The sequence below is a fragment of the Mesorhizobium sp. B3-1-9 genome, from assembly GCF_006439595.1.
Lineage (GTDB): Bacteria > Pseudomonadota > Alphaproteobacteria > Rhizobiales > Rhizobiaceae > Mesorhizobium.
Window position 1 is genome coordinate 1 of record NZ_VFTJ01000020.1, and the last position, 21,580, is coordinate 21,580.

Annotated in this window: 20 protein-coding genes and 1 tRNA gene; 7 read left to right on the forward strand and 14 right to left on the reverse strand. The window is 64.6% G+C overall.

The window, feature by feature from the left end; genetic code table 11:
- Positions 1-174 precede the first annotated feature (174 nt).
- From FJW07_RS25800 to FJW07_RS25810, 3 genes are all read left to right on the forward strand, one after another.
- Entirely contained in the window at positions 175-1,125 is a 951-nt protein-coding gene (locus FJW07_RS25800) for an acetyl-CoA carboxylase carboxyltransferase subunit alpha (protein ID WP_140859262.1), read from the forward strand.
- Between the two features lie 224 nt (positions 1,126-1,349).
- A complete protein-coding gene (locus FJW07_RS25805; protein ID WP_140647418.1) occupies positions 1,350-2,645 on the forward strand; it encodes a murein L,D-transpeptidase family protein in 1,296 nt (431 codons plus the stop codon).
- A gap of 50 nt (positions 2,646-2,695) precedes the next feature.
- Positions 2,696-2,947, forward strand: coding sequence for a sulfurtransferase TusA family protein (locus tag FJW07_RS25810; protein ID WP_140647419.1), 252 nt, complete (start codon positions 2,696-2,698; stop codon positions 2,945-2,947).
- 17 nt (positions 2,948-2,964) lie between these two features.
- Here FJW07_RS25810 and FJW07_RS25815 read toward each other — a convergent pair whose 3' ends face one another.
- A complete protein-coding gene (locus FJW07_RS25815) occupies positions 2,965-4,104 on the reverse strand; it encodes a GTP-binding protein (protein WP_181182722.1) in 1,140 nt (379 codons plus the stop codon).
- 8 nt (positions 4,105-4,112) lie between these two features.
- On the reverse strand, positions 4,113-5,279 hold the full coding sequence (locus tag FJW07_RS25820) for a D-alanyl-D-alanine carboxypeptidase family protein (protein WP_140647421.1): 1,167 nt from the start codon (positions 5,277-5,279) through the stop codon (positions 4,113-4,115).
- A 221-nt stretch (positions 5,280-5,500) separates the two neighbouring features.
- Between FJW07_RS25820 and FJW07_RS25825 the strand changes: the two genes are divergently transcribed.
- Entirely contained in the window at positions 5,501-6,664 is a 1,164-nt protein-coding gene (locus FJW07_RS25825; RefSeq protein ID WP_140647422.1) for a M20 aminoacylase family protein, read from the forward strand.
- Between the two features lie 134 nt (positions 6,665-6,798).
- Positions 6,799-6,875 (forward strand) — tRNA-Arg (locus tag FJW07_RS25830).
- A gap of 43 nt (positions 6,876-6,918) precedes the next feature.
- Here FJW07_RS25830 and FJW07_RS25835 read toward each other — a convergent pair.
- The 6 genes from FJW07_RS25835 to FJW07_RS25860 form a co-directional block, all read right to left on the reverse strand.
- Positions 6,919-8,325 (reverse strand): NAD(P)-dependent oxidoreductase, encoded by a 1,407-nt coding sequence (locus tag FJW07_RS25835; protein WP_140647423.1) that lies wholly within the window; start codon positions 8,323-8,325, stop codon positions 6,919-6,921.
- A gap of 295 nt (positions 8,326-8,620) precedes the next feature.
- The gene (locus FJW07_RS25840) at positions 8,621-9,301 is read right to left on the reverse strand and encodes an SGNH/GDSL hydrolase family protein (RefSeq protein ID WP_140647424.1); all 681 of its coding nucleotides are present in this window, start codon (positions 9,299-9,301) and stop codon (positions 8,621-8,623) included.
- A 54-nt stretch (positions 9,302-9,355) separates the two neighbouring features.
- Entirely contained in the window at positions 9,356-10,285 is a 930-nt protein-coding gene (locus FJW07_RS25845) for an ABC transporter permease (RefSeq protein ID WP_181182727.1), read from the reverse strand.
- 24 nt (positions 10,286-10,309) lie between these two features.
- Entirely contained in the window at positions 10,310-11,272 is a 963-nt protein-coding gene (locus FJW07_RS25850) for an ABC transporter permease (protein WP_140784473.1), read from the reverse strand.
- Complete coding sequence (locus tag FJW07_RS25855) at positions 11,269-12,798, reverse strand: sugar ABC transporter ATP-binding protein (protein WP_140859264.1); 1,530 nt, start codon at positions 12,796-12,798, stop codon at positions 11,269-11,271. The genes FJW07_RS25850 and FJW07_RS25855 overlap by 4 nt, the downstream gene beginning before the upstream one ends.
- A gap of 80 nt (positions 12,799-12,878) precedes the next feature.
- Positions 12,879-13,952 (reverse strand): ABC transporter substrate-binding protein, encoded by a 1,074-nt coding sequence (locus FJW07_RS25860; protein WP_140704801.1) that lies wholly within the window; start codon positions 13,950-13,952, stop codon positions 12,879-12,881.
- Positions 13,953-14,345: 393 nt separating this feature from the next.
- Here FJW07_RS25860 and FJW07_RS25865 point away from each other — a divergent pair, with 393 nt between their 5' ends.
- Positions 14,346-14,996, forward strand: coding sequence for an SGNH/GDSL hydrolase family protein (locus FJW07_RS25865; RefSeq protein WP_140647428.1), 651 nt, complete (start codon positions 14,346-14,348; stop codon positions 14,994-14,996).
- 47 nt (positions 14,997-15,043) lie between these two features.
- A complete protein-coding gene (locus FJW07_RS25870; RefSeq protein ID WP_226892105.1) occupies positions 15,044-16,144 on the forward strand; it encodes an ROK family transcriptional regulator in 1,101 nt (366 codons plus the stop codon).
- A gap of 146 nt (positions 16,145-16,290) precedes the next feature.
- On the opposite strand, the gene FJW07_RS25875 is transcribed toward FJW07_RS25870, so the two are convergent.
- The 6 genes from FJW07_RS25875 to FJW07_RS25900 all read right to left on the reverse strand — a co-directional run bounded on the left by FJW07_RS25875 (position 16,291) and on the right by FJW07_RS25900 (position 21,529).
- Positions 16,291-17,181, reverse strand: coding sequence for an adenylate/guanylate cyclase domain-containing protein (locus FJW07_RS25875; protein ID WP_140859265.1), 891 nt, complete (start codon positions 17,179-17,181; stop codon positions 16,291-16,293).
- A gap of 195 nt (positions 17,182-17,376) precedes the next feature.
- The gene (locus FJW07_RS25880) at positions 17,377-18,294 is read right to left on the reverse strand and encodes an anti-sigma factor (RefSeq protein WP_140859266.1); all 918 of its coding nucleotides are present in this window, start codon (positions 18,292-18,294) and stop codon (positions 17,377-17,379) included.
- Positions 18,281-18,820 (reverse strand): sigma-70 family RNA polymerase sigma factor, encoded by a 540-nt coding sequence (locus FJW07_RS25885; RefSeq protein ID WP_246680868.1) that lies wholly within the window; start codon positions 18,818-18,820, stop codon positions 18,281-18,283. The genes FJW07_RS25880 and FJW07_RS25885 overlap by 14 nt, the downstream gene beginning before the upstream one ends.
- A gap of 46 nt (positions 18,821-18,866) precedes the next feature.
- Positions 18,867-19,118 carry a hypothetical protein gene (locus FJW07_RS25890; RefSeq protein ID WP_140859267.1) on the reverse strand — a complete coding sequence of 84 codons (252 nt, stop codon included), beginning with the start codon at positions 19,116-19,118 and terminating at the stop codon, positions 18,867-18,869.
- Between the two features lie 207 nt (positions 19,119-19,325).
- Entirely contained in the window at positions 19,326-20,714 is a 1,389-nt protein-coding gene (chrA, locus tag FJW07_RS25895) for a chromate transporter (RefSeq protein WP_140859268.1), read from the reverse strand.
- On the reverse strand, positions 20,711-21,529 hold the full coding sequence (locus tag FJW07_RS25900; RefSeq protein WP_140859269.1) for a sulfurtransferase/chromate resistance protein: 819 nt from the start codon (positions 21,527-21,529) through the stop codon (positions 20,711-20,713). The genes chrA and FJW07_RS25900 overlap by 4 nt, the downstream gene beginning before the upstream one ends.
- Positions 21,530-21,580: the final 51 nt, after the last annotated feature.

A 21,580-nucleotide genomic window follows, 5' to 3' on the forward strand; every position in this document is an offset into this window, starting at 1 on the left:
ACCCAGATCTACACCCACGTGCTGGAGGAGCGGCTGGTGCGGCTGGTCAACGATCATCATCCGCTTGCCGACTAGGCCTCATATCGCTATGTGAGGGCGACGTTCCACCCCCCGGAGCCGGCATTTCAGCGGTTCCGCCTGCCATTGCCTTCCGACGGATCGGTCCGCTCAAGCATGTACAACTACCTCGACTTCGAAAAGCCGGTGCAGGATCTGGAGCTCAAGATCCTTGAGCTGAAGAAGCTTGCCGAGAACGGCGAGGCGGTCGATGTCGCCGAAGAGATCAGCAGGCTGGAAAAGCGTTCGCGCGACGCATTGCGCGATCTCTACAAGGCGCTCACGCCCTGGCAGAAGGTGCAGGTCGCGCGCCATCCCGACCGCCCGCACTGCGTTGACTACATCAAGGCGCTGTTCACCGATTTCACGCCTTTGGCCGGCGACCGCAATTTCGGCGACGACCAGGCGATCGTCGGCGGCTTCGCCCGTTTCCGCGGCGAGCCCGTCGCGGTGATCGGCCAGGAGAAGGGCTCCGACACGGCAAGCCGTATCAAGCACAATTTCGGCTCGGCGCGCCCCGAGGGCTACCGCAAGGCGGTGCGGCTGATGGAGCTTGCCGACCGCTTCCAGATCCCGCTGCTGACGCTGGTCGACACCGCCGGCGCCTATCCCGGCGTCGGCGCCGAGGAGCGCGGCCAGGCCGAGGCCATCGCGCGTTCGACCTCGGCTTGCCTGTCGCTGAAAGTGCCGTCGATCTCGGTGGTGATCGGCGAAGGCGGCTCCGGCGGCGCCATCGCGATTGCCACCGCCAACCGCGTCTACATGCTGGAACACGCCATCTACTCGGTGATCTCGCCCGAGGGTGCCGCCTCGATCCTGTGGCGCGACACCACGCGCTCCAAGGACGCGGCGACCAACATGAAGATCACCGCGCAGGATCTTCTCGAAATGAAGATCATCGACGCCATCATTCCCGAGCCGATGGGCGGCGCCCAGCGCGCGCCGGAGACGGTGATTGCGTCCACCGGCGACCTCATCGCCAGGACGATGAAGGACTTTGCCGGCGCCAACACCGATTTCCGCGAGCAGCGCCGCGAGAAGTACCTGGCGATGGGCCGCAGCCTTTAATCGGGCATCTTGCGGTAAACTGTGGCGGCAACGACCAATTTCGCCACAAAAATGCCGCCGGATTCGGCTCAATGGACTTGCCGTGAGGGGTTGGCCCAATTTGTCGCGAAGGCTTGCGGTAAGGAATTTTCAAGGTTAACGGGCTTACGATCCACCGGTGTTCAGCCTGCGGGTCAAGCCATGCCGAGAGCCGTTGGCCCGAAAGAAGAGACGTAGCCGTACCGATGTTTGCCAAGCTTGCCCGCACCGGAGTCCTTATCGCCGCCATTGGCGTTGCCGGCTGCAATGATTCATCGATGAAGGATTTCGCGCCGGAGGCCAACAAGCCGCTGCCGGACAAGATCCTCGCCGACATGAAGGCCAAAGGCATGGTGCGCACCTCCTCGGTAATGGCGCGCATCTTCAAGGAAGAAGGCAAGCTGGAGATCTGGAAGGCCAAGACCAATGGCCGCTACGATCTCGTCGCCAGCTACGACATCTGCAAATGGTCGGGAAAGCTCGGCCCCAAATACACCGAGGGCGACCGCCAGGCGCCGGAGGGCTTCTATACGGTGCGTCCGTCGCAGATGAATCCGCGCTCGAATTACCACCTGTCCTTCAACATCGGCTTCCCCAACGCCTATGATCGCGCCAACGGCCGCACCGGCCAGAACCTGATGGTGCATGGCGCCTGTTCGTCGTCGGGCTGCTATTCGATGACAGACGCCCAGATCGAGCAGATCTATGCCTTCGGCCGCGACGCCTTCCAGGGCGGCCAGACCGAGTTCCAGGTCCAGGCTTTCCCGTTCCGCATGACCGCCGCCAACATGGCGCGCTACCGCAGCGACCCGAACTACGAATTCTGGAAGATGCTGAAGGTCGGCTACGACAATTTCGAGATCACCAAGGTGCCGCCGAAGGTCGACGTCTGCGAGAAGCGCTACGTCTTCAATCAGGTCGCGCCCGAAGGCACGACCTTCGACCCGACTGGCCCCTGCCCCGCGACGACCCAGCCGGATTCGTTGAAGACGGCCTACGCCAATTACGAGAAGAGCTACGACGCGGCCTTCAATTCGGCCGTAAAATCGAGCACGCCGCCGCCGAAGCCGACGATTGCCGGCGTCAAGGAAGCCAGCATCGTTTCCGACTGGTCGAAGCGCCGCGCCCGCGGCGAGCGCGTGCCGATCGATCCGCCGTCGATGAATTCAGACGGCTCGGTGACGGAAACGACCCGCATGGGCCGCATAGATTCCCCGCTCGGCCGCAAGATGGCAGCAGCCGACGCGGAAAAGGAAGCCAAGCGCAAGGCCGAAGAGCAGCGCCTCGCGGCGATCGAGGCGGCCAAGGCCGCCAAGGAACAGGCAAAGGCGCAGGCGCTGGCCGAGAAGGAGGCCGCCAAGCAGGCCGCGCAGCAGCCGGTCGTCACCGCCGGCGTCGAACCCGCGCCCGTCCAGCCGGCGCAGGAAACGCAGGCCGCCGACGCCGACCAGGGCACCGTGTCGAAGCTGAAGAAGAAGCTGCTCGGCATGTTCGGCGGCTGACATTTTTATGCATGTCGCCCAAAAGTGGAAGGCGGTCTTGGGATAACGACATGCATGAACAAAAGGCAAAGCCGCCCGCCAACTACGATCTCAAGGGATTGAACTGTCCCTTGCCGGTGCTGAAGGCCCGCAAGCGACTGGCCGCGATGCGACCTGGCACTCGGCTGTGGCTCGAGACCACCGATCCGCTCGCGGTGATCGACATCCCGGCCTTCTGCGCCGATGCCGGTCACCAATTGGTCGAAACGGCCGCGGTCGCCGGCGGCCACCGCTTCCTGATCGAGCGCGGCAACGCGGCCTGAGCCGGTGTCTTTTCGGCTTACAATCCAGCTATCGCCAGCGGATTGGCTTCTAGCGCCGCGCGGTCCGGCGTGTCGATCGACGGCTTGTTGGTGAAGGCGGCGAACAGCCGCCGGATATAATCATCCGGCATATCGAGCGTGATCAGCACCAGCCTGGTGCCGCGCTGGCCATTGGGCCAGGCCGGCAGTCTTGCCGGCGGATGCAGGATCTTCTGCACGCCGTGGATGACCACCGGCCGCGAGGGGTCCTCCGCGAGCTCGATGACACCCTTCATGCGCAGGAGTTTCTCGCCATGCGTCGAGCGCAGAAGGTCGAGGAACATCTCGATCGCCGAGAACGGCACCGGGCCGTCATGGACAAGCGAGTGCGAGCGCACGCGCGTGTCGTGGCGATGCGCATGGTGATGGCGGCCATGATCATCGTCACCGTCATGGTGACGATGGTCGTGATCATGGTGATGATCCTGATCATGGTGATGATCCTGATCATGCGCCGCCTCTTCGCCAAGCCAGCGCCGCACGTCAGCGGACTTGGTTTCAGGATTATAGAGGCCGCAATTGAACAGCGCCGCGGCGCCGGCCTCGCCGACATCGAGCACGACGGCGCCCGGATTGATCTGCTTGAGTCTTGCCCGCAACGCCTCGACCCCGGCCGCGTCGGCAAGGTCGGCCTTGGTCAGCACGATGCGGTCGGCCACAGCGGCCTGTTTCACCGCCTCGACATGGGCATCGAGCGTCGCCTCGCCGTTGACGGCGTCGACCAGCGTGATGACGCCGTCGAGCCGGAAGGCCTGCACCAGCGCCGGATGCGCCATGATCGACTGCAGCACCGGCGCCGGATCGGCCAGACCCGTCGTCTCGACGACGACACGGGTCAGTTTCGCGATACGGCCGGTCTGCAGCCGGTCGACGAGATCGGCGAGTGTGTCGACGAGGTCGCCGCGCACCGTGCAGCAGAGGCAACCATCGGAAAGCTGGATGATGCCGTCCGAGGCCTGCTCGACCAGGAGATGATCGATCGCAACCTCGCCGAACTCGTTGATGATCACCGCCGTGTCGGCAAGCTCCGGATCCTTGAGCAGCCGGTTGAGCAGCGTCGTCTTGCCGGCGCCGAGAAAGCCGGTGAGCACCGAAACGGGAATGGGAAAGCCGCTCATCAGCTTGGCTAGTTGGCAGCTTTGACGGGCTGGTCGCCCTGGGCTCCGGCGGCGGCCGTCGCCAGCGGCTCGGCGCCGGCCGGCGCCGGTCTGTCCGGCCGCCAGATCGGCAGCGGCACATCGGCATAGTTCTGGTCGACCTGGTCGACGAATGCCTTGGGCGCTGGCCCCGTGGCGCCGCCGAGTCCGACCGCGACCAGTGTCGGGTGGTCGAGCTTCACCTGGTAGGGCGATTTCGACTTGTCCTTGGCCGCAACCTCGGGCGCCGCCTCGGACTGCTCCTCCTTCGGTTTCTTCGCGCAGATCTCGTCATGCATGTCGTTGGGCGACAGCGTGTCGCCATAGGGCTTGAGAGCGCCAAGCGTGGTCGAAGTGGCCGACGGCATCTCAAAACCCAGATCGAGCAGCTTTGCCGCCGCTTCGGCGCGGCTGATCGCCGATTTCTCGCCAAGCACGACGGCGACCAGCGTGCGCCCGTTGCGCGTCGCCGAGCCGATCATGTTGAACCCGGAAGAGCATACGAAGCCGGTCTTCATGCCGTCCGCGCCGGGATAGCGGCCGATGAGCAGATTGTAGTTCGGGATGGCCCTCTTGCCGACGGCGAGGCCTTCGATCGAGAACCAGGGCGCGTATTGCGGAAAATCATTGCGCAGCGCCGCCACCAGCACGGCAAGGTCGCGCGCGGTCGTGTACTGTTCCGGCGAATAGAGCCCGTTCGGGTTGACGAAATGCGTGCCCACCATGCCGAGCCGGGCCGCCTCCGCGTTCATGCGGTCGGCGAAGGCGGCTTGCGACCCGCCGATATTCTCGCCGACGGCCATGGCGATGTCGTTGGCCGACTTGACCAGCATCATCTTCAGCGCATTGTCGAGCCGCATCACCGAGCCGGGCTTGAAGCCCATCTTGCTCGGCGGCTCGCCGGCCGAATGCTTCGTCACCTTGATCGGCGAATCGAGCGCCACCTCGCCTGCCTGGATCGCGCGGAAGGCGACATAGGCCGTCATCAGCTTGCTGAGCGAGGCCGGATACCAGCGCTTGAACGCGTCCTGATGCTCCAGAATGGAGCCGCTCTTGAGGTCGAAAAGCACGACCGGGTTGGCACGCGCCGCGCCGGCGAGCGCCGGAAGCGCCAGCGCGCCTGCCAGCAACAGGTTGAGGAAATGCCTTTGCCGCATGATCAAATCCGAAATCGCCTCTTGCCGTAGTCGCCGCTGGGTCCGTAAGATTTCGTTACCCATCGCCAGCACAAATGCGGCTCGACCCTCGACCCCGGACCGCATTGTTGTGGTGCTATTTACCCTATGTGACGCCAAAATGGCAAAGTTCAACATAATCACAATTGCTGAGCAGCGGATCTGAACCGACTGCCGCCAATCAACCAAGAGATGGAACGATCATGCCGATTCTGAACCGCGCCGCGCAAATGCAGGAAGAAGTCGCCGGATGGCGACGACATCTGCACCAGACACCGGAGCTGAATTTCGACGTCTTCCAGACCGCCGGCTTCGTCACCGAAAAGCTGAAGGCGTTCGGCTGCGACGAGGTGGTGACGGGACTGGGCAAGACCGGCGTCGTCGGCATCATCCGCGGTCGCAAGGGCGATGGCCCGACCATCGGGCTGCGCGCCGACATGGACGCGCTGCCGATCGACGAGATCACCGGCAAGCCATGGGCCTCGACCGTGCGCGGCAAGATGCATGCCTGCGGCCATGACGGCCATACCGCGATGCTGCTTGGAGCCGCCAAATACCTCGCCGAGACGCGCAATTTCACCGGCACCGTGGCGGTGATCTTCCAGCCGGCTGAGGAAGGCGGCGGCGGCGGCAACGAAATGGTCAAGGACGGCATGATGGAGCGCTTTGGCATCGAGAAAGTGTTCGGCATGCACAACATGCCGGGCCTGCCGGTCGGCCAGTTCGCCATCAAGCCCGGCCCGATCATGGCCGCGACCGCCGAATTCACCATCACCGTCAAGGGCCGCGGCGGCCATGCCGCGATGCCGCACGGCACGATCGATCCGATCGTCATCGCCAGCCAGCTGGTCGGCGCGCTGCAGACCATCGCCTCGCGCAGCACCGATCCGGTCGAGGCCGTGGTGGTGTCGGTGACGAAGTTCCATGCCGGCGACGCCTACAACGTCATTCCCGAAAGCGCCGAGATCGCCGGTACCGTGCGCACGCTGAAGAAGGAAGTGGCCAAGAAATCGGAAGAGCGCATTCGCGCGCTCTGCGCCGGGCTCGCCTCCGCCTTCGGCGCCACCATCGCGGTGGATTACGACGCCAACTACCCTGTCACCTTCAATCATGCCGAGGAGACCGTGTTTGCGGGCGATGTCGCCGCCGATATCGCCGGCGACAGCCATGTCCACCGCGCCATCCAGCCGGTGATGGGCGGCGAGGATTTCTCCTATATGCTGGAAGCCCGCCCCGGCGCCTTCATCTTCATCGGCAACGGCGACTCGGCGGGCCTGCATCATCCGGCCTACGACTTCAACGACGAGGTCATTCCGCACGGCATGAGCTATTGGGTGAAGCTGGCCGAGACCGCGCTGGCCGCCTGAGCGGCCGCCGGCGAAGGCTCCGCCGCCATACGCTTGGCCGGCTCAGCCCGGCCTCGCCGAGACATTACGGCCTATGGGTAGGTCAGCATGCCCCTTGGCGAACCGACCCGAAGCGGCTATGTGTCTGGCCGCGTGGTCCCGTAGCTCAGTAGGATAGAGCGGCAGATTCCTAATCTGTAGGTCACAGGTTCGATTCCTGTCGGGATCACCAAGTTTTTCAAGGGCTTGGCGAGCAAGTCGCCGCATGGTGGGTGTCAGGGCGATCCTGAAGTGAACGGCCCCGAAAGGTGGTGCGTGCGCATAAGTGTGGAGAGACGGTTGACGGCCTCGGCGAGCTCTTCGCCTCCGGAAGCGATCAGTGCCGGTCGCTCCTGCTCGGACGCCGCCAGGATGCGCTCCCAGAACGTGGCAACGAGAGCGCCCGATCGGGCGAGGTCGGCGGCCACGTTTTGATCGTCGGCCAGCGCCGCCAGGTGCCGGAGATTGACGCCGCCGATACCGGGCGGTGTTTTCGCTCCCATGTCGACAAAACCGGAAGGCAGCGATCCTTTCAGATTGTGGACGCGATGGTCGACGATGGCGGCGCGGATCTGATCGACCGCCTGCTTGGCGCCCGCGACACGGGAGGGATGGTCGGTGTCGGCCGCGGCATGCGGGAGAAGTTCCAGACGCTGGCCATGGCGTTCGACCAGCTTCAGATAAGGCAGCATCGGTCCTGAAAGCGTCGCGCCATCGGCAAAAAGGTCGGCATCGATCGCCGCGTGGGAAATACGGCCCGATTCCAATGCGCGCTCCAGCGCTGGCACATCGACCAGCTCGCCGCGGTCATAGTTGATCAGCACGGCGCCGTGGTTGAGAGCGGAAAGCAGCTCGTCTCCGATCAGCCCGGCGTTGGCGTATTTTTGCCGGCCGGCATCGAAAGCGCCCAGGCCGAGATGGACCGAAAGCGCGTCCGCGCCGCGCGCCGCGTCCACCATGCTTGCGGCGTAGTCGAAGCCTTCCAGCTCGATCCATTTGCGGTGACGGGGCCGCGCATGGATGGTGACCCGCATGCCGAAGGCCTGGCCGAGCCTGGCGAATTCCCGACCGATGTTGCCATAGCCGATCACCGCCAGTCTTTTTCCTTCGAGCTTCTCGGTCGGGTAATGGCGCAGATCTTTTCCCGTATCGAACTGCCCGCCGGCGACCAGGCTGTTGAGCCTGTCCACGGGAAGATCCGGCCTGACTTTCAGCAGCGCCTTCATGGCCATTTGCGCGGTGGCGCGACTGTTGATGCCCGGCGTATTCATAAGCGGCGCTTCGCCGCCCTCTCCGCTACCCCCGCCCCAGGATGCCGAGCCCATATTGCCGGTGCCGGTCCCGATGCGCACGCCGCCGAGGCGGAACCTGGCCTCGGCCGGAATAAAGGTCGCCGCGGCGATGACGGCGTCATAACGGCCGTCGCCAGCCTCGGCCAACAATTCTTCCCGCGTGCTCAATTGCGGCAGGTAGAAGAAATGCAGCCTGCCGGGATCGAGGGCGCCAGCGCTGCCGATGCCTGTCTGATGGAACACATCGCCCTTGGCTTCGATGTAAGCCTTGACCTCACTGTGGTCGGGATTGCCGTCCGCGCCAAAGCGGAGGCCGACAAAATCGCAGATCAGAATATTGGCTGATGTCATGGAGCGTCGTTTCCCTGCAGCTGTCTCCAGCTACTCCAATCCGCTATCCGATGGACCGCGTGAAGCGGCATATCCGGTCGCAAGCGAGAGATTTGCCTCAGGAAGCTAGAACCTGTCGGCCCTGACTTGGAAGGGACAAGCCGCTGAACAATTCATGGTTCGGACCGATCATGGTTTTCATGGCCGGGACGAACCCGCACGATCAGCCTGCCGAAATTGCGGGCCGGCGGTGCCGCGCCGGTCCCGCGATCGCGCATCGGTCTGGAGGGGCCGATGCGCCGTCACACCTGAACCTTCAGGCAACCCTGCGATCGGCCTGGCGCGCGAAGATCTCCTGAACCTTGTCCGCTATCGCCTTGCCGAGGCCGCGGTTGTTCTCAGCGGTGAAGTGGATGCCGTCGCAGCCGTCGGTGGCGATGAAATCCCCGGCATTGAGGAAATCGACCTTCGTGAAATCGGCCATGGCGCGATATTCGGCCGCCAGCGCCGCCGTCTTCTCATGGCCGCCGGCGAACATGCCCTGGAAAAAGGGATGCGGCATCGGGGTCAGCGGCGGCGGCGCGACCACCAGCGCCTGCGGGGCTGGATAGGGTGTGCCGACACCGCCGGCGCTGGTGAGAATCTGGCCGACGAGCTTGGCCATGCCGTTGGCGATCTCATAAGGCGTGCGGCGGAAGAACGACTTGGTGTCATTGGTGCCTAGCATCACGATGACGAGGTCGAGCGGCAGGTGGCTGGCGATGGCCGAGGGCAGATAGGCGCTGCCGTTGAGGCGCGGATCGTTGGGATCGTCGAGGCTGGTCGTGCGGGCGCTCAGGCCTTCCTCGATCACATGATATCCATCGCCCAGATACGAGGCCATCACGCCCGTCCAGCGGTCCTGATAGGCGTAGCGATGTGTCGGCGATCCTTCGACGACCGGAATCCAGCCCCAGGTCAGCGAGTCTCCAAAACAGAGGATCGATCTTTTGGTCATGTCTCCAATCCATTTCCCTATGCGATTGACTATTGGCCGTCCCGAACTCGCCGCTCAGTTCGACCTGCTCCTGATGCCGTAGAGGATCGCCGCGAGCAGGATGATGAGACCCTGCGCGATCAGCTTGCCTGGCTCGTCGACGCCGAAGGTCGTCATCACGACGAACAGCAGCGCGAAGGACAGCACGCCGAAGAAAGGCCCCCAGACACCGCCTTCCCCTCGCCCGAAGACGACGCCCCCAAGGATGGTCGCTGCGACCGCAAGGATCGGCAGGTCGAGGCCGACCCTGACGCTGCCGACGGCGATCGAGGCCGTCTGGACCAGCGCCGCGATGCCAGCGAACAAGCCCGCCAGCGTATGCGCAAGCACGACCGTGCGCGCGACCGGGACGCCGGAGAAATGCGCAGCCTGCACGTTCTCGCCAACCGACGTCACATAACGGCCGAAGACCGTGCGCGACAGGAACAGCGACAGCGCCACCGAAACCACCACCCAGAAGATCACCGGCGTCGGCGCCGGGCCGAGCTTGGTGTTGTAGATGTCGGCGAACATGCCAGGCACATCGCCGGGCGGCTTGCCGCTGGACAGATATTGCACGATCCCGACCAGGACGATGCCGACCGCGAGCGTGACGATGACGGCCGAGACCCGCCTCACCCCGACCATGAGGCCGTTGAAGAACCCGACGGCCAGCCCGATACCCAGCGCCAGGACAATGAAGAAAGCCATGGAAGCGCCGGGAAAGACGCCGGACGAGATAGTATAGTTGATGAGCAGGATGACACCGCCGCCCGACAGGTCGATGCTTCGCACCCGCATCACCAGAAGCTGGCCCAGCACCAATATGCCGAGCGGCACGATCTGGCGCACGAATATGCCCATGATGTTGAGATTGAGCATGTTCGGCCGCGCGATCCACAGAACCAGGAGCAGCACGCCAAAGACGTAGTAGGCAGGAGGGACGCGCAGGAAGCGGCGCATCATAGGATGGGTGAGCGCGGCAGCCACTTACAACCCCATCTTTTTGCGCGACTGCAGAGCGACCACCAGGAGCAGGATCGCCCCCTTGATGGTGGTCTGGATGAAGGGCGACACATTTGTCAGGTTCATGCCGTTGGCAAGCAGCGCCATGACAAGGGCGCCGATGACGGTGCCGTGCAGGCTGCCGATGCCGCCAGAAAGCTGGGTGCCGCCGATGGCGACGGCCGTGATCGCGTCGAGCTCGAACAGCAGCCCGACATTCGGGTCGCCCGAAACGATGCGCCCGGCGAGGAAAATGCCGGCAAGCGCCGCGAAGCAGGCGCAGATCACATAGGCAAGCACGATGTTGCGCCGGTCGGCGATGCCGAAATTATGCGCCGCATCCTCCACACTGGACGAGACGCCACCACCGATCGCGAAAAGATGCAGCCCGAAGCGCGAGCCGTAGAGCAGCTTCCAGGCGACCGCGAGCGTAAAGATGCCCCAGAACACCGGCATGGGCACCCCAAGGAAGGAGCCGGCCACCGCGCTGATGACGACGTCCGGCACCGTGCCGCCCGAAACCGGTCTCAGCACCCGCGTGATCCCGAGCAGAATGTATTGCATCGACAGCGTCGCGATGATCGGATGCACGTTGAAGCGGGTGATGATGAAGCCGTTGCTGAAACCGACCAGCGCGGCCAGCACGAATACCGCCGGGATCAGCACCCAGCTGGGTCCGCCGAGGGCGAGCACTGCCGTCGTGAAGCTGATCATCGATCCGACCGAAAGGTCGAGCCCGCCGAGCAGGACGACGAACATCTGGCCGACCGCCGTGATGACGAGCGGCATCGCCTGCGGCACCAGATTGAGCAGATTCTCCCCGTTGAGGAACTGTGCCGTCTTGAGGCTGAGCCAAAGCGTGATGGCCAGCGCGATCAGCAAGGGCAGCATCCACATGCCTTGCCGCGATCCTCTCGCGCCCGCGAGGCGTCTGTTGATGGCTGTCATCGGCGCTCACCTCTTGCCTCATTGGCCTGCCCGCTGGCGCTGAGCGCGGCGTCGAGGATGTTGTGCTCCGTGGCGTCTGCCGCCGGCATTTCCTTGACGATCGTGTCGTTGTGGACGACGCAGATGCGGTCGCAGAGCCCGATCAGCTCGATCGTCTCGCGCGACAGCACCAACACCGCCCCGCCTTTGCCGGCAAAGTCGCGCAGCAGCCGGTAGATCTCGGACTTTGCGCCGATGTCGACGCCGCGCGTCGGTTCTTCGACGAGCAGGATGTCGATGTCGGCGGCGAGGTAGCGGCCGAGCAGCACCTTCTGCTGGTTGCCGCCCGACAGTGTGCCGACGGGGGCGCTCGGACCGCTGGCCTTCACGGCAAGGCTCGACATCATGTCGGCGACCTGCCGCTGATAGCCGGCGGCCAGGGCCAGTTCAGACCGTTTCGAATGGAGTGCGGCAGCAATGTTGTGCGCCACGGAAAGGCCGAGGAAGAGCCCGTCTTCCTTGCGATCCTCTGGTACGAAGCCGACGCCCATTGCCTGCAGCCGGCGCACGCCGCCGCCAGGCGACACCGGCAAGGGCAGCGACTTGCCTTTGATCGTCACACGGCCGGCGAAAGGATGGTATTGACCGACCAGCGAGCGCAGGAAGCGCTGCTGGCCCTGCCCCTCCAGGCCGGCCAGCGCAACGATCTCGCCGCGGTTGAGCGCCAGCGAGAACGGCCTGGAGCGCTCGGTGATGCGGAAACCCTCGACCGAAAGCATGGCGGGGCCGGAGACATCGCCACGCTGAGGAAAGAGATCGGCCAGCTCGCGGCCGACCATCATCGCGATCAGCGACGCCGGCGTCATCTCGGCGATTGCTCTGGTGCCGACGAGTTCGCCGTCCTTCAGAACCGTGACGGTGTCGCAGATGGCGAAGATTTCGTCCATCCGGTGCGAAATGTAGACCACCGCCTTGCCCTCATCCTTCAGCCTGCGGATGTGGCGGTTCAGGATTTCGACATCGGCGGCATTGAGCGCCGCCGTCGGCTCGTCGAGGATGAACACGCTGGCATCGGTCATGATGCCGTGCGCGATCTCCACGAACTGCCGTTCGGCGATGCTGAGCCTCGACACCAGCGTGCCCGGATCGAGCGTAAGGCCGAGTTCGGCTAGCGCGGCGCCAGCCTCGCGCCGCATGCGGCGATGGTCGACCCCGCCGAAAGCAGTGGTCGGTTCTCGGCCGAGAAACATGTTTTCGGCGATCGTCAGATTGGGCAGCAGCGACAGTTCCTGGAACACCGTCGAGATGCCGGCTTCCAGCGCATCCTTCGGCCTGTGGAAGGCGATCTGGCGCCCATCGCGCAGAATGGCGCCGCTATCCGGCTGGTGGACGCCGGCGAGTATCTTCATCAACGTCGATTTGCCGGCGCCATTCTCGCCCATCAGCGCATGGACGGAGCCCGATCGGAGAGCGATGGAGACGCCCTTCAGCGCCGCCGTGCCGGCAAAGGCCTTCCGGATATCCGACATTTCGACAAGGGTTTTCACGAAACAAGCACCACTGCATTCAGGAGTATTCGGTGGCGCGGGCCACGTCGCCGCAGCCCCGCGCCACCATGGCGCCACCTTTACTTCTTGGCGTAGAACTCCTTGAGCTTGTCTTCGGGCAGCTCCGACGGCCACCACACATTGGCCGAGAGATCGTCGCGATAATATTTCTTGATCTTCTCGATATCCCAACCGGGCGGATTGTAGTCGTAGTGCTTTTTCAGCTCCTTGCCTTCGAGCAGGGCGACGGCGGCGCGGATGCCGGCCGCGCCCTGGGCCGGGCTGTATTCCGCCGAGATCGACTTGAAGCCGTCGGCGATCCACTGGCCGAAGAAGCCGTTGTTGCCCTCGCCGGTGATCGGCGGGATCTTGGCGCCGAACTGCTTGAAGACGTCGACGCAGGCGCGCGTCATATCGGCGCCGGAAGACCAGATGCCGTCGACCTCGGGGTTGTTCAGGTAGAGCGTCTCGCAGAGCTTCTTGGCCTTGTCGTACTGCCAGTCGCCATGCTCCTCGGCGATGATCTTGACGTCGGTCCCCTTCAGCGCCTGCAGCAGGCCGTTGTACCGGTTGGTGTCTTCCGGATGGCCGGCAAGCCCGCGCAGCACCCAGATATTGCCCTTGCCGCCGAGTTCCTTGACCAGGAAGTCGCCCATCACCTTACCGAAATGTTCGGCGCCGCCCTGGATTTCGGTGGTGAAGGCGTCGCTCTCGATACGGCCGGTATGCACGATGACGGGAATGCCCGCCGCCACGGCCTTGGCGATGCTGGCGTCCGCCGAGGTCGACGTGACCGGCTGGACGATGATGGCGTCGACCTTCTGGGCGATCAGGTCCTCGATGTCGGCGACCTGCTTCTTCTGGTCAAAGCCGGCATCGAGCAGGATGAATTTGCTGATGCGCTTGTCCTTGGCGGCGGCAGCCTCCGCCTCATGCGCGACCTGCACCGTCCAGGTGTTCGCGTTTACGCCGAAATGGCTCATACCGATGACCCAGGGCGGATCCTTCTTGAATTTCCCGGCCTCGACCGCTGGATTGTCGCCGGCACGGGCGGTAACCCCGTCGAGCAGCGATACCTCGTCGGCGAACGAGGGAGCACACCACATGGTGGTCGCGATCACTGCCGCTGCGATTGATTGGATAATCCGTCTCACTGAGCCATCCTCCTTCTCAAGCTCCACGAGCCCTGGTGACCAGGACCACGACTTCCCATCGGCGCGCGGCCATTGCCAAACGCCGCTCCTGCCGGGGCGAGCCCGGCACTGCTTCAGTTCGTTGCTCAACCCGAGCGCATGAGCGCTGGAGACAAAGGTCCAGCGTTGCCGCCATGGATCATGGCAGCCAGTCGGCGCAAAAGGTTCGGGGCATTCCTCCCAGGCTCAGTTCAACCATCGATCCGGCGAGCTGTCAATAATTATTCAGAGTGATGGATTATCTTTGCAGCTTGCGCTACCTTTCCGCCAGATGGCAGGGTCGCTGGAAGCGGACGACCGACTCTCGTCCGATAATTTCTGCAAATCAGAACCTTGGCTGGATCGGGGAGGAGCATGCGATCGGTCTTGTGCTACGGCGACTCCAACACGCATGGGCAGGTGCCCGGCGGCACGCCGCTTGACCGCTACGGCCCGGCCGAGCGCTGGCCCGGTGTCATGGCAAGGGAGCTGGGCGTCGGCTGGCATGTCATCGAGGAAGGCCTCAGCGGCCGTACGACGGTGCGCGACGATCCCATCGAGGGTGCCCACAAGAACGGACGTACTTACCTCAGGCCTTGCCTGCAGAGCCATGCCGTTCTCGATCTCGTCATCATCATGCTGGGGACCAACGACCTCAAGGCGCGCTTCAACCAGCCGGCCTCTGAAGTCGCCATGGCCATGGGTTGCCTCGTCTACGACATCAAGGAACTCAAGCCCGGCCCGGGCGGCAGCGTGCCCGAAATCATGATCGTGTCTCCGCCGCCAATGCTGGACGACATCAAGGAATGGCGGTCGATCTTCGCCGGCGCGCCCGAAAAGTCGCGGCAGCTGGCGCTCGAATTCGAGATCATCGCCGATTCGCTCGAAGTGCATTTCTTCGACGCGGGCTCGGTCGTCACCTGCGATCCGCTTGACGGATTCCACATCAACGGACAGGCCCATGTGTCGCTTGGCCGTGCACTGGCCCGCGAAGTCGAAGCAATCGGGTGGCCGGATGAGAGATGAACGCGGCATACGGGTGTCCCGCAGGACCGATCGCGAGAGGACGCACCATGCCTGACATGCGCTTTGCGCCGCCGAACCCGCTCCGCATCGCGGACCGCGCCAGCGGCCTCAACGCCGTCAGCGTGCGCAGCTACAACGAACGCCTTGTGCTGTCGTTGCTGCTTCAGAGCAAGGATATCACCCGTCTCGAGATCGGCGAGCGGACCGGCCTGTCGGCGCAGACTGTGTCGGTCATCGTCCGATCGCTCGAGCAGGAAGGGCTGATCGCCAAGGGTGAGGCCCAGCGCGGCCGTGTCGGACCGCCGACGGTGCCGATCTCGCTCAACCCCGAGGGCGCCTATTCCGTCGGCATCAGCGTCGGCCACCGGCAGGTGGAGGTCGTGCTTGTCGATTTCGTCGGCTCGATCCGCTCCCATACGGTCCTGCCGTTCTCAGCCGCACAAGACACCAACCACCCGCAATTCATGACCGCCATTGCCAAGGCGATTGCCGATCTGCCCCGGCATCTCCACTCGCGCATTGCCGGTATCGGCCTTGCCCTGCCCGGCGACGAAGCAGAACTCGAGCTAACGCCAAAAGCGGCGCGCGAGCGGTTCGACGCCCTGCAGGAGGAGGTCGAGAGGGAGATCGGTTATCCCGTCTACGTCCAGAACGACATCACCGCCGCTGCCGGTGGCGAAAGCATGTTCGGCGTGGCAAAGCATCTTTCGGACTACCTTTTCTTCTATCTCGGCGCGCGCCTGCACAGCCGCCTGGTCCTCAATCACCAGATTTACAACACCACTGCCGCGGTGAGTTTCGACGTCGGCATCCTGCGCCTGGAGCAGGAGATCCGGAAAAATGGCAATTCGCCCTCCGAGCTGTGGGAGCGGCGCGCGGACTGGCCTTCGTTCGGCGATGCCGAGATCGCGTGGCAACGCGAGCTGCTGGAGCAGATGAAGTCGTCGATAGCGGCGCTGAAGCCGTTCGTTCCCGTGGCTTCAGTCGTCCTGTCCTCTTACGCGCCGCAGGCGGTCTGCAAGGCGATCTGCCGGGAGCTGGAACAGGCTATGCCTGGGATAAGCGCCATAGCCGGCAACATCGAGCGTTCGCCCAAGGCGGTGGGAGCGGCGGGCCTGCCCTTCAGCTCGCGGTTCATGGTGGAGTGACGTTCATGATCACCGGCGTCTCGCTGCCCATCGACGGCGGCTACACCGGCCGGTGATATCGGGCGCATAACAAACAGGACCAAGCCACCAGCAGCGGCGGGACAGCGGCCGCTTGAAGTCAGCCACGCCCCAACGAACCCAGCCGGTCAGCCTGAGATAATTTCGTAGCGAAGGATCTGGGCGTCGCCGAGGGCCGATCTGCGTCCAGGCGAGATGACGCCGGAGCCGAAGAGGAGAATATCTTCGCGGCGTACGAATACTTCATTGCCGGGCCCCATCGACACAAATGTGCCCGATGAGCTTCGCTCGGCAAGCCGCGCCTTGCCATTCGAAATGGTGAAGGTCGCGTGGTGCCTTGAGACCCAGGGTCGCTGGACGACGATATTGCATTCCGGAGATCGGCCGATCGTCACCAATTCGTTGTTTCGGCAGGATCGCGACTGATCTTCATAGCGGATGACCAGATTGATCTGCGGCGGCGGAGCGGAGCGCCTATCGACAAAGGTGCCTCGGTTGGCGATGTGCGTGCTGAGGGCCCCATCGTCGCTCCTCAGCGTATAGACGTCGAAGAGTTCTTGCTTTCCCTTGAAGGCCATTTTGTCGAGGAGCCGCAAGGTACTGCGGCTGCCCGCGGAAAGGGCTTCGAAGAAGCTCTGGCTGATCAGGACCTCCCCGGGGTTGGCCGTGGTGGACAATCTTGCGGTGACATTGACAACGTCGCCGAACACCGCGCCACGCGCGCGAATGACCGCCCCGAAATGCAATCCGATCCGGGCGATCAAAGGCTCTTTTGTCAGTTGGCCGCCAATCTGGCAGACGGCCCTCAGCGCCGCCTCCGGTCTCTCGAACAGGCTGAGCACGTCATCGCCCTTGGAGTAAATGAAGTCACCGCCGTGCTGGGCGACGATCTCGCGTATCGCGTCGAGGCAATCCGAGACCTGCCGCAGGGCGGCATCGTCGCCGATGCGCTCATAAAGTGTCGTGCTGCCCACGACATCAGCTAAGAGGACTGCGGCTAGAAGTCTTTCCTGATCCATCGACTCGTATCCGCCCCGAGAGCGTGGCGTTTATAACATACCAAAGGTGACCTTGACTTATCTACCTGCGCGCCCGGGCGCCGGCGCAACGGGGTAAGTGCTTTGGCGCGATTATCCTGGACGGACAGGCATCTGCCTTCCCGCCGAACGGGTTATCGGCCTCAAAAATAGCGGCGATAAAGAAGTTTCGTTTCCCTAACCCGGGCTACCGGCCGCCGGATTGGCGATGATCGCCGCCCGGAAGCGGGCGACGAAATCGTCGAGCGCCGGGCGTTCGGCATCCGAGATCGCCCAGTAGGAGAAGGCGTCGTCTGTCCAGTGGACCAGCAGGAAACCGCCTGCCGACAGATCGTCCGCCACCGGCACGGATTTGGCCTCGTTCTGCCGGGGCGCGGCCACCAGCGTGATCAGATGCTCATGATGGCGGTAGACCAGAGCCGGCATCGGCCTGTCGCCGATCACCTCGACGCGCCCGCCAAGCAGGGCGTAACCATCCTTGGCCATGTCGGGCGCCGCAGGCGAGACGCCGATGCGGCCGTCGAGCCATGGCTTCACCGTGTGGCGGTCGGACGAGACGATGTCGACCGGCGTCGCCGCGAGCAGGCTGCGGCGATGGCCGTTGGCGACGGCCACGGCGAAGCTGTCGGCCCCGTTGTCCGCCGTCGTCAGCCATTGCGTCGCGCCGCTGGCCAGAAACGCCGTCAGCGCGATCGAGGCCGCCATCTGGCGCCAGTCGAAGGAATTGAACCAGCGCGGCGCGCGTGGCCGCATCGCGATGACCTGGCCCGGCACGGAGGGCTGTGCCTCCACCCTCATATCTTCAGCCTGCGTGGCCTCCGCGACCTCGGGATCCTTCACCTCGGCGATCGCCGCGATGCGCGCCAAAAAGTCGTCACTGACGGCGGGCCGCGGCACATTGGCGAGCGCACCGCGCAGCGCCACCAGGCGCGCATGTTCGGCGGCGAGCTCCGGATCGGCGGCCATGCGCCGCTCGACCGCCAGGGCAGCCGCGGCATCGAGCTCGCCATCGACAAGGGCGTGGATCATCAGCTTCATATCCTGCGGGTCTTGCGGCAATCCATCCTCACGCGGGCGATTTTCATGCGGGCTCATGGCGCCCTCCAAGTTCCGTCATCAAGAGATCGCGGGCCCGCGCCAGCCGCGACATCACCGTGCCTTGCGGCACGTCGAGCATGGTGGCGATTTCGCGGTAGCTGAGACCGTTGATGTCGCGCAGCACCACCGTTTCGCGGAAGGCTTGCGGCAGCCTGGCGATCGCCGCTTCCACCGCCGCCGAATTCGCCTTGGCGATCAGCACCGCCTCCGGGCTGTCGGCATCATTGTCCGGCGGCGGCGAGACGTCATCGAGATCGGCGAGGTCGCCGACGGCAACCACGCTGCGCGGGCGGTTGCGCGCCATCCATGTGTAGGAAGCGTTGCGCACGATGGTGAGCAGCCACGCGCGGGAATTTCCCCCAGCGAACCCGGCAATGCCGGCATGCGCCTTGAGGCAGGCCTCCTGCACCACATCCTCGGCGTCGGCTTGATTGCCGGTCAGCCAGCGGGCAAGCGACAGCGCATCGCTAAGATGCGGCAGCACCACTTCGGCAAAACGCGCGGCCAGCATCTTTTCGCTCAACACCGTTCCGCCGTCGGACGCTCCCGCCACGGGTCTGCCGCCGCCCTCAGCGGGAGGCGACGATCTGTCCCCGCTCGTGCGGGTGAAGATCGCGACCGCAGGCGATGGCGCCTGCTTCGAGGGAGGAGAAGGCATTGGTGTCACCGGAGTCAAGTGTCTCGGAAGCAAGGGGCGCCTCGGAAGAGGACGGCGCATCGCTGGCTGCAACGGGATGCTCGCCGTCATGGTCGTGGATCTCGATGGTTGCGATCGGCACGGGATCAGGGCCGGCGGCAGGGCGGTATCGCCCGGAACACATGCGCCCAGCTCCAACGCTCCAAGCGACGACGGTGGCTGACGCCTTCGCCCTCTTCGGCCCGTGCGTATTTGTCGTCGTGCCGCTTCATGATGGTCTCCGCTGTTGCGCACAAATGGTGCATGCCCCTGGAGACCGGCGGACCGGGCGGTTTATTCCCGGCCGGTCGGCTTTTTCGTTCACGCTAACGTGATCGGACGGCGTGCCCGCCTACAGCGCCAGCAGCGCAAGCCCCGCCAGCGCAGATCCCGCCAATGTCGGCAGCATGCCGAGTTTCAGCCTGAACATGGCGACCATCGCCGCCGCCGACAGCAGCGCGGCACGCCAGTCGAGCGAGGACAGGACCGGAACCTCCACGCCCCAGCCGACACTCGCTACCTTGCCGAAGACGACATGCAGCGCGAACCACAGCGCAAGGTTCATGATGACGCCGACCACCGCGGCGGTGATCGCGCCAAGCGCAGCCGCCAGCGCCTTGTTCCGTCTCAATTGCTCGATGTAGGGCGCACCGAGGAATATCCAGAAGAAGCAAGGGACGAAGGTGACCCAGAGCGTCAGCAGCGATCCGAGCGATCCAGCCAGCAGCGGGTTGGCAAAGCCGGCATGACGATAGGCGGCGGCGAAGCCGACGAATTGCAGCACCAGGATCAATGGCCCCGGCGTCGTTTCGGCGAGCCCGAGCCCATCGACCATTTGGCCAGGCGAAAGCCAGCCGAACGAGGTCACCGCTGCCTGCGCGACATAGGCAAGAACGGCATAGGCGCCGCCGAAGGTGACGACGGCCATCAGGCTGAAGAAGCCGCCGATCTGCGCCCAGACGCTCCCCGGCCCCGCCAACACGGCGATCAGCGCCGCCGGCCCCAGCCAGACCGGCAGCCAGATGGCGATGGTGCGGATGGCATGCCCTCGCTTCGGCATGGTGTGGCCGAGTTCGCCCCGCTCGAACATCAGGTCGACCGCGCCCCTGGTCTCGGTGCCGGCTGCAGTCTTGCCATGCGCCGCGGCGGAGAACAGCGCCGGCGCGAAGCGGCTGCCGGTCCAGCCGATCAGCCCGGCTGCGAGCACGATCAGCGGGAACGGCACCCGGGCGACATAGATGGCGAGGAAGGCCGCCACGGCGATCGCCACCATCGCACGGTTCTTCAGCGCCCGCTTGCCGATGCGGATCACCGCCTCGACGACGACGGCGAGCACTGCCGCCTTGATGCCGAAGAACAGCGCCTCGACGACCGGCGCATCGTTGTAGAGCATGTAGAAGCCGCTCAGGCAGAGCATCACCAACGCGCCGGGCAGCACGAACAGGATGCCGGCGACGAGGCCGCCTGCCGTCCGGTGCAGCAGCCAGCCGATATAGACGGCAAGCTGCTGCGCCTCCGGGCCCGGCAGGAGCATGCAGTAGTTGAGCGCGTGCAGGAACCGCTCCTCGCCGATCCAGCGGCGCTCCTCGACCAGTTCCTTGTGCATCAGCGCGATCTGGCCGGCCGGCCCGCCAAAGGAGAGCAGGCCGATCCTGGCCCAGAGCCGCGTCGCTTCGCGGAAGCTCGGCGCGGCCGGGATCTCGGCCCGTCGCGCGGCGGCGTCCTTGGCAAGCGCGCTCATTGTGCCTTGCCTCCAACCGGCCAGTTATGCGTCTCGTCGGTGGCGTCGCGGCACCAGCGGAAGAAGGCGTCGTAGAGAAGCATGCCGGCTTCGAGCTGTTCGAGGTCATCACGGAACATGCGCGACAGGCCAAGCGAAGCGGCGAGGAACCCGGCCGCCTGCGGCACGAGGTCGAGGCGCGCCGTATCGGCGGCGCGCACGATCAGCGCCAGGCGGTCGAGCGCATCGACGCGCAGTCCGAATTCCTCGACCATCGTGTCGAATGTGCAGCGATCGCCGCGATGGCTCCAGAGCACGCCTTCGATATCGAAGGGAACCGCGGCGAAGCGATCCGCGACCAGAGGCACCTCGGCAGCGTCGACGAACAGGAACACCGCATCGGGATCGACGAAGCGGCGGATCAGCCAGGGGCAGGCAATGCGGTCTACCTTCGGCCGGGAACGGGTGACCCATATGGTGCGGCCGTTCTGGTCGCGGGGCGGGATCGCGCCGGCCGCGACCAACGGCGCGCTGGCGGCGGCCCAGGCCTCGAAGCCGCCTTCCAACGACTCCGCCGGAATACCGTCATGGCGCAGCCACGCGGCAACGCCTTGCGAGAGTTTCTGCCCTCTCTGGCAGATGACCACGACCTTGCGTCCCGAAAACTCCGACGCCCAGCTTGAGACAGTTCTGAAATCGCGCCGGCATGACGCCGGCAACAGGCGCGGATCGGCTTCATAGTCCTCGTCGGTGCGCACATCGACCAGGCAAGGCGCATCGGGCAAGCCGACGAGACGGGAAAGCTGCGGAACGGTAATTGCGGTTGTTGACGGCATGGCGTCCACCTCCAGAACACAGAGAGTTTGGACGCGATCGTTGGGCTGACG